2 protein-coding genes are annotated in these 9,622 nt (G+C 48.7%); both read right to left on the bottom strand.

Features of this window, described 5'->3' with window-relative positions:
- Positions 1-4,213: thrombospondin type 3 repeat-containing protein (locus CXF95_RS25885; protein ID WP_198556708.1), on the bottom strand; the 4,213-nt coding region annotated here is incomplete at its 3' end.
- A gap of 173 nt (positions 4,214-4,386) precedes the next feature.
- Complete coding sequence (locus CXF95_RS25880; RefSeq protein ID WP_101201365.1) at positions 4,387-9,168, bottom strand: VCBS repeat-containing protein; 4,782 nt, start codon at positions 9,166-9,168, stop codon at positions 4,387-4,389.
- Positions 9,169-9,622 lie beyond the last annotated feature (454 nt).

The following is a 9,622-nucleotide window of genomic DNA, read 5'->3' as shown; positions in this document are numbered from 1 at the left end:
GGAATGCATCAAGGCTGTTATTAATTGTATCGCCATCAATATCATCGTCACAGACATCACCAATACCATCCAATTCTAAATCTGCTTGATCAACATTGGCGATGGTGGGGCAATTGTCATCACCGTCGACAATTAAATCACTATCGGTATCAGCAAGACCGGATATATCAATGACTTGTAGGCCAGAAAAACCATCAGCGACATAGGCATAATTGCCCGAGATGGTGACGCCTCGGGCAGGGCCTGGCGTATCAACAGTGCCAACTATTACTGGCGCAGCGGGGTTTGATATATCAATGACTTGTAGCCCTGAGTTGTTATCAGCGACATAGGCATAATTTCCCGAGACAGTGACGCCTTCGGCAAAGCCTGAGGTATCAACAGTGCCGACTATTACTGGCGCAGCGGGGTTTGATATATCAATGACTTGTAGACCTGATTCGTAATCAGCGACATAGGCATAATTGCCCGAGACGGTGACGCCAAAGGCACGGTCTGGCGTATCAACAGTGCCAACTATTACTGGCGCAGCGGGGTTTGATATATCAATGACTTGTAGACCTGATTCGTCATCAGCGACATTGACATAATTTCCCGAGAAAGTGACGCGTCGGGCAGCGCCTGGCGTATCAACAGTACTGACTATTAATGGCGCAGCGGGGTTTGATATATCAATGACTTGTAGACCTGATTCGTCATCAGCGACATAGGCATAATTACCCGAGACGGTGACGCCTCGGGCAAAGTCTGGCGTATCGATAAGGCTTACTATCACAGGCAAAGATGGGTTTGATATATCAATGACTTGTAGGCCAGAAAAACCATCAGCGACATAGGCATAATTGCCGAAGAGGGTGACGTCCTTGGCATCGGCTGGCGTATCGATGCTGCCGACTATTACTGGCGCAGCGGGGTTTGATATATCAATGACTTGTAGGCCAGAAAAACTATCAGCGACATAGGCATAATTGCCCGAGACGGTGACGCTTCGGGCAAAGCTTGGCGTATCAATACTGCCGACTATCGTGGGCACAAAATTGATGATATCAAACTCGCCTGCATCCAATGGGAAGGCATCGTTCACATCCAATACACCATCGTTGTCGTCGTCAACATCAGCTGCCATGCCAAGGGATATACAAGCCGCATCACACTCATCCGGCGCACCGTCATTATCAGTATCAACGTAATCTCCAATGGCTATCAGTGAGAACGCATCATCTGCATCTGAATAACCATCGTTGTCGTCGTCAGCATCAGCTGCCATGCCAAGGGATATACAAGCCGCATCGCACTCATCCGGTGCACCGTCATTATCAGTATCAACATAATCTCCAATGGCTATCAGTGAGAACGCATCAAGGCTGTTATTAATTGTATCGCCATCAATATCATCGTCACAGACATCACCAATACCATCCAAGTCTAAATCTGCTTGATCACCATTGGCGATCGTGGGGCAATTGTCATCACCGTCGACAATTAAATCACTATCGGTATCAGCAAGATCGGATATACCAATTATCTGTAGACCTGAATATCTATCAGCGACATAGGCATAATTTCCCGAGACAGTGACGCCTCCGGCAGCGCCTGGCGTATCGATACTGCCGACTATTACTGGCGCAACGGGGTTTGATATATCAATGACTTGTAGCCCTGAGTTGTTATCAGCGACATAGGCATAATTTCCCGAGACAGTGACGCCTTCGGCAAAGCCTGACGTATCAACAGTGCCGACTATTACTGGCGCAGCGGGGTTTGATATATCAATGACTTGTAGACCTGATTCGTAATCAGCGACATAGGCATAATTGCCCGAGAGGGTGACGCCTAGGGCAAAGCCTGACGTATCAACAGTGCCAACTATTGCTGGCACTGCGGGGTTTGATATATTAATGACTTGTAGCCCTGAGTTATCATCAGCGACATAGACATAATTTCCGGAGACAGTGACGCCTCGGGCAGCGCCTGGCGTATCAACAGTGCCAACTAATACTGGCGCAGCGGGGGTTGATATATCAATGACTTGTAGACCTGAAAGGAAATCAGCGACATAGGCATAATTTCCCGAGACAGTGACGCGATAGGCATTGCCTGCCGTATCAAAAGTGCCGACTATTACTGGCGCAGCGGGGTTTGATATATTAATGACTTGTAGACCGGAAAAGTTATCAGCGACATAGGCATAATTGCCCGAGAGGGTAACGCCTAGGGCAAAGCCTGACGTATCAACAGTGCCAACTATTACTGGCGTAGCGGGGTTTGATATATTAATGACTTGTAGCCCTGAGCGGGAATCAGCGACATAGGCATAATTGCCCGAGACAGTGACGCCTTCGGCAGAGCTTGGCGTATCAACACTGCCTACTATCACGGGCACAAAATTAATGATATCAATGACTTGCAGGCCTGATTCGTTATCAGCGACATAGGCATAATTTCCCGAGACAGTGACGCCTCGAGCAGAGCTTGGCGTATGAACAATGCCAACTATTGCTGGCGCAGCGGGGTTTGATATATCAAAGACTTGTAGCCCGAAGTTGTCATCAGCGACATAGGCATAATTGCCCCAGACAGTGACGCTATAGGCAGTGACATAAATATCGATGCTACCGACTATTACTGGCGCAGCGGGGTTTGATATATCAATGACTTGTAGGCCTTTGTTGATATCAGCGACATAGGCATAATTTCCCGAGACAGTGACGCCTGAGGCAAAGCCTGGCGTATCGATGCTGCCGATTATTACTGGCGCAGCGCGGTTTGATATATCAATGACTTGTAGACCGGAAAGGGCATCAGCGACATAGGCATAATTGCCCGAGACAGTGACGCCATAGGCAAAGGCTGGCGTATCAACAGTGCCGACTATTACTGGCTCAGCGGGGTTTGATATATCAATGATTTGTAGACCAAAGCTGTAATCAGCGACATAAGCATAATTGCCCGAGACAATGACGCTATAGGCAGCGCCTGGCGTATCGATGCTGCCGACTATTTCTGGCGCAGCGGGGTTTGATATATCAATGACCTGCAATCCTGAAGTGTCAGCAGCGACAAAGGCATAATTGCCCGAAACGGTGACGCCTGCGGCAAAGCCTGGTGTACCGATGCTGCCGATTATTACTGGTGCAGCGCGGTTTGATATATCAATGACCTGCAATCCTAAAGTGCCATCAGCGACATAGGCATAATTGCCCGAGACAGTGACGTTCCAGGCCTTTCCTAGCGTATCAACAGCGCCGACTATTGAAGGGTCCTCCTGCGGGTAAGTGATATTAATGACCTGCAATCCTGAAGTGCCATCAGCGACATAGGCATAATTGCCCGAGACAGTGACGCCTTGGGCAAAGCCTGGCGTACTGATGCTGCCAACTATTACTGGCGCAGCGGGGTTTGATATATCAATGACTTGTAGACCGGAAAGGCCATCAGCGACATAGGCATAATTGCTTGAAACGGTGACGCCATAGGCACGGTCTGGCGTATCAACACTGCCAACTATTGCTGGCGCAGCGGGGTTTGATATATCAATGACCTGCAATCCTAAAGTGCCATCAGCGACATAGGCATAATTGCCCGAGACAGTGACGCCTCGGGCAGCGCCTGGCGTATCAACAGTGCCGACTATTACTGGCGCAGCGCGGTTTGATATATCAATGACTTGTAGACCGGAAAGGCCATCAGCGACATAGGCATAATTGCCCGAGACAGTGACGCCTTGGGCAACGCCTGGCGTATCGATGCTGCCGACTATTACTGGCGCAGCGGGGGTTGATATATCAATGACTTGTAGACCTGAGTTGATATCAGCGACATAGGCATAATTGCCCGAGACAGTGACGCGTCGGGCAAAGCCTGGCGTATCGATACTGCCGACTATTACTGGCGCAGCGGGGGTTGATATATCAATGACTTGTAGACCTGATTCGTCATCAGCGACATAGGCATAATTGCCCGAGACAGTGACGCCTAGGGCAATGCCTGGCGTATCAACAGTGCCAACTATTACTGGCCTAGCGGGGTTTGATATATCAATGACTTGTAGACCTGATTCGTAATCAGCGACATAGGCATAATTGCCCGAGACAGTGACGCCTACGGCAAAGTCTGGCGTATCTATCGCTGACAGTGCTTTTATAACCGCAGCGGCAGGGTGTGCGATAACAAGCAGCAATAGAAGTGAAGTGAGGTTGAGTATGCGTTTCATTTTATTTTATTTGCAGCCTTGTTTCGATTGTTATTATTGTAAAGTTAAAAGGTCCAAAGGCAATGCCCGCTTGTGTACCATCAGGTAATTGCTGTAATCGCTGCGAATGCCAGGCCAAGACCACCTCATATTACTGAGCTGACCTTTCCTGTTTGCTTTACCGCTAATTGAGCTTACTTAGCCAACTGCCAAGTATTGTCGGTGGGCCTTAACACCCCTTTGGCGTGCACCGATAGCCCATCCATAAGATGCACGATGTTTCTAGCCGTGCTTTCATTGCGCCATAACAAGTCTGCCTTACCGTCTCCATCATAATCGCCCATGTCAGCAATTTGCCAGCCCATACCTACCGTATTGATAAGCTCACTGGTCTTGATTTGACCGCTTTCCATCAAATACGCCCAGTTACGACCATCTACTTGGTTACGTAAAATCATGTCATCGGTACCATCGCCATCCAAATCTCCGGCCCCGGCTATCGTCCAATCCCCGTTGATAGTATTGAGCACATAACGGCTAGCTATCTGGCCATTTACCATTATCCAGATATAGTTCACACCTGTAGCTTGATTACGCCAAATCACATCATCTGTGCCATCGCCGTTAATATCCCCTATCGCCACTATCTTGTAGTTCAAGTCGGTGACCAACAATCCTGGTTGGTTAGTGCCAATACTGAGACCATCCATCAGGAAGAAATGGGTGCGCCCTCGCACCACATCACGCCACAATACATCCCCTTTACCGTCGCCATTAAAGTCACCACTGCCCCGCAACTCCCACTGCGGTGCATCGACAAAGTTGAGCACCTTACGGGTTTTAATCGTCAAGCCATCCATCAGGTAAATAAAGTTCATGCCGGTGAGCGTATTACGCCACAAGATATCCGAATGACCATCGGCGTCATAATCACCCTGACCCGCCATCAGCCAACCTTCATCTTGTACCACATTAATCGGTTTGGCTTGTTTGGTTTTTACACCATCCATCGACCATAAAAAGTTCCAACCTTTAGCATTGCTGCGCCATAACAAGTCTGATTTACCATCGCCATCCACGTCGCTTTTGACTTTTTGCTGAGTTGTGTTTTGCGATTTTGTAGGATCAAGAGGAAATGCATCATCTACATCCAATACACCGTCATTGTCATCGTCAGTGTCAGCTGCCATGCCAAGGGATATACAAGCCGCATCGCACTCATCCGGTGCACCGTCGTTGTCGGTATCAACATAATCACCAATTGAAATAAGTGGATAGGCATCATTTTCATTGTCAATCCCATCACCATCCAAATCGTCAGGGTCAACTTGCTCAAGCGTCACTTGTGACAATAAAGGCGTGCGAGAGGGTGACAGCGAACGCAATTGGGCTTTCCAGCGCAAATCGTCAGTGCCCGCATCAGGAAAAGCAAAGACATGACCCGGCGTGACCTGATGCCATTGAATACCACCATTATTCGATACATAATAATCGATGCGGGTATTGCGCGTCGTGGGCGTGTTGCTAGTTTGAGTGACATTAAACCTAAGCGCCAAAATATCGGTTTCAGTATCATTAACCTTGTTTGAAACAACCCGCCCAGCATGCGTCATAAAGCTGACCTGGCGATACAGCTTGTTTGCGCCATTATTACCATCCAGCACATCCAAATCCCCATCGCCGTCGATATCCCCAAGGGTAAGCGCAAGGGTGCTACCCCTCTCATTGCCAATGTTTACGCCCGTCGTGCTAAAACTACCACTGCCCTCATTTAGGTACAGCTTGTTGCTTTGATTAAAATTACCCGCCAGCACATCCAAATCTCCATCGCCGTCGATATCGCCAAGAACGAGCGCATAGGTTTCATCAAACTCACTGCCAATGTTTACGCCCGCCGGGCTAAAACCGCCACTGCCATTATTCAGGTACAGCTTGTTGGTTTGACGACTATAATTACCCGCCAGCACGTCCAAATCACCATCGCCGTCGATATCCCCAAGGGTAAGCGCACGGGTGCTATCCCCCTCATTGCCAATATCCAAGCCCGTTGGGCTAAAACCACCACTGCCATTATTTAGGTACAGCTTGTTGGTTGCATTAAAATTACCCGCCAGCACGTCCAAATCACCATCGCCATCAATATCACCCAGGGTTAGCGCGAGGGTGGTATCCCTCTCATTGCCAATATCCAAGCCCGTCGGGCTAAAACCACCACTACCATCATTTAGATACAGCTTGTTTTCGAGAACATTACCCGCCAGCACGTCCAAATCACCATCGCCGTCGATATCCCCAAGGCTCAGCGCCCAGGTTCTATCCGTCTCACTGCCAATGCTTACGCCCACCTCACTAAAACCGCCACTGCCATTATTCAGGTATAACTTATTGGTTGCTGTTGTATTATTACCCGCTAGCACATCCAAATCACCATCGCCGTCGATATCCCCTAGGGTGAGTGAAATGGTTTCATCCTCCTCATTGCCAATGTTTACGCCAGGCGTGCTAAAACCACCACTGCCATTATTCCGGTACAGCTTGTTGGTTGCATTATAATTACCCGTCAGTACGTCCAAATCACCATCGCCATCAATATCACCCAGGGTTAGCAAGTGGGTGATATCGCTCTCATTGCCAATATCTGAGCCCGCGGCACTAAAACCGGCGCTGCCATTATTCCGGTATAGCTTGTTGGTTGCATTATAATTACCCGCCAGCACGTCCAAATCACCATCGCCGTCAATATCCCCAAGGGTAAGCGCATAGGTGTTACCCGTCTCACTGCCAATGTTGAAGCCCGCCTCACTAAAACCACCACTGCCATTATTCAGATACAGCGTGTTTTGACCCTGATTACCCGCCAACACATCCAAATCCCCATCGCCGTCAATATCTTCTAGGGCGAGCGTGAGGGTACTACCCGCCTCACTGCCAATATTATCTCCGGCGCTAAAACCACCACTGCCATCATTCAGGTAAAGCTTGTTGGTTACATTATAATTACCCGCCAGCACGTCCAAATCACCATCGCCGTCGATATCACCAAGGATAAGTGCTAAGGTGCTATTCGGCACACCGCCAATGTTTACGCCAGCCGTGCTAAAACCGCCACTGCCATCATTCAAGTACAGCTTGTTGGCTTGGCCGAAATTACCCGCCAACACATCCAAATCCCCATCGCCGTCGATATCTCCAAGGGTGAGCGTACGAGTATTATCCGTCTCACCGCCAATGTTGAAGCCCACCTCGCTAAAACCGCCACTGCCATTATTCAGATACAGCTTGTTGGCTTGGTCGAAATTACCCACCAGCACATCCAAATCACCATCGCCGTCGATATCCCCAAGGGTAAGCTCATAGGTGTTACCCGTCTCACTTCCAATGTTTACGCCCGTCTCGCCAAAGCCGCCAGTGCCATCATTCAAGTACAGCTTGTTTAGACCATTATTACCCAACAGTACGTCCAAATCCCCATCGCCGTCGATATCTCCAAGGGTGAGCGTACGAGTATTATCCGTCTCACCGCCAATATTGAAGCCCACCTCGCTAAAACCGCCACTGCCATTATTTAGGTACAGCTTGTTTTGACCCAGATTACCCACCAGCACGTCCAAATCACCATCGCCGTCGATATCTCCAAGGGTGAGTGCAAGGGTATTATCCGTCTCACTGCCAATGTTGAAGCCAGCCGTGCTAATACCGCCACTGCCAGCATTCAGGTACAGCTTGTTGGTTGCATTAAAATTACCTGCCAGCACGTCCAAATCACCATCGCCGTCGATATCTCCAAGGGTGAGTGTACGGGTATTATCCGTCTCACTGCCAATGTTGAAGCCCGCCTCACTAAAACCACCACTGCCATTATTCAGATACAGCGTGTTTTGACCCTGATTACCCGACAACACATCCAAATCACCATCGCCGTCAATATCTTCTAGGGCGAGCGCGAGGGTTCTACCCGCCTCACTGCCAATATTATTTCCGGCGCTAAAACCACCACTGCCATCATTCAGGTAAAGCTTGTTGGTTGCATTAAAATTACCCGCCAGCAGGTCCAAATCACCATCGCCGTCGATATCACCAAGGATAAGTGCGACGATATTATCTGCCTCACTGCTAATATTATCTCCGACGCTAAAATTGCCACTGCCAATATTCAGGTACAGCTTGTTGGGTTGACCATTATTACCCGCCAGCACGTCCAAATCACCATCGCCGTCGATATCACCAAGGGTAAGCACGAGGGTGGTATCCGTCTCATTGCCAATATCCAAGCCCGTTGGGCTAAAACCACCACTGCCATTATTTAGGTAAAGCTTGTTGGTTGCATTAAGATTACCCGCCAGCACATCCAAATCCCCATCGCCGTCGATATCCCCTAGGGTGAGCGCACGGGTATTATCCGTCTCATTGCCAATGTTTACGCCAAGCGTGCTAAAACTGCCACTGCCATTATTCAGGTATAGCTTGTTGGTTTGACCCTCATTACCTGCCAGCACATCCAAATCACCATCGCCGTCAATATCCCCAAGGGTCAGCGAGAGGGTGCTATTCGTCTCACTGCCAATGTTTACGCCAGCCGTGCTAAAACCACCACTGCCATTATTCAGGTACAGCTTGTTGGTTTGATTCAAGTTACCCGCGAGCACATCAAGGTCACCATCGCCGTCGATATCCCCAAGGGTGAGTGAAAAGGTTTCATCCTCGTCAGTACCAACAAGGGCGCTGCGGGGAGTAGCGCCATCCGGTAATTGCTGCAAGCGTTGTGTATGCCAGGCCAATGCCACGGCTTTTTCTTCGGTAGACCAATTTGCCGTGGTTTGACTGCTATCCATTAATGTCTGGTCTGAAAAGTCTTCGGTAAAAGGCAAGCCAGGAGTGGCCGCCATCACTGGCGAGCTCAGCAAACAAATTAGTGTCAGTAAACTGACTTTATTGAACGATTGCGACATAGACTGGCGCTTCTTATAGAAATTCATGCCAAATACTCCTTATGTTTAAACCAAATAAGCATGAGTTCCTACCGGAAGCATGTGCTTAATCTCATACCATTTCGCCGACTGTGGCCGACTTAATACTTACACTAAAACCCGTCTGGCTGGCGACAGCAGATACCCAACGCATTCTCCATAACAAAAATGAAATCTATCCCTGAACACTGTCACTTTCTTAGCTGCGCAGTTTATGCATTCAGTCAAACTATCCTTGAAAAAACGTATATCGTTTAAACCCCTCAACGATGGGAGAATATCATTAGTGTATTTCTAAAAACCATACCTTATTAGGCGCTGCAAGGTTTGCACTTAACCCACAAATGTTTGTACTTTTCGGTCAACCTGCAACAGGTCGGTTAATTAAACATCCAAAAACAGGGCCATCGTGAGTGCTTCTCCTGTGAACTGCTCAGTTTCGGCACACCCCTTTATTTAAACC

The organism is Paraglaciecola sp. MB-3u-78 (assembly GCF_002835935.1).
Classification (GTDB): Bacteria; Pseudomonadota; Gammaproteobacteria; order Enterobacterales; family Alteromonadaceae; genus Paraglaciecola.
Note: the sequence above shows the minus strand (reverse complement) of the source record. Positions and strands in the feature narration are given on the sequence as shown.

Coding starts and splice junctions, on each gene's coding strand:
- CXF95_RS25880 (WP_101201365.1), bottom strand. CDS start 9,168: ATGAATTTCTATAAGAAGCGCCAGTCTATGTCGCAATCGTTCAATAAA.